1 protein-coding gene is annotated in these 269 nt (G+C 62.5%); it reads left to right on the top strand.

Annotation, left to right across the window (positions count from 1 at the left end):
- On the top strand, positions 1–269 hold a 269-nt coding region (locus Q8X48_RS29985), incomplete at both ends, for an immunoglobulin-like domain-containing protein (protein ID WP_407802685.1).

The following is a 269-nucleotide window of genomic DNA, read 5'->3' as shown; positions in this document are numbered from 1 at the left end:
CCGAGCGTGGACGAGAACGGCACCATCACCTACACCGCCACCCTGACCGATGCTCAGGGCAAACCGGTCACCGCGCAAAACGGTCCAGTGACCGTGACGTTGGACAGCGGCAAGGTCATCACCATCGCTGAAGGTCAGAGCACCGGTAGCCTGCCAGTGACCGTGGGCAACGACGTCTACACCGGTCCAACCACCGTGACCGAGTCGATTAAATCGGCCGCCGGCGGCAACCTCGAGTCCATCGATCCGGTGAAAACGCCAGTGACCAC

The sequence above is a fragment of the Pseudomonas sp. QLc11A genome, assembly GCF_052112305.1.
Classification (GTDB): domain Bacteria; phylum Pseudomonadota; class Gammaproteobacteria; order Pseudomonadales; family Pseudomonadaceae; genus Aquipseudomonas; species Aquipseudomonas laurylsulfatiphila.
The sequence above is the reverse complement of the archived record's forward strand: the minus strand, read 5'-3'. Positions and strand labels throughout refer to the sequence as shown.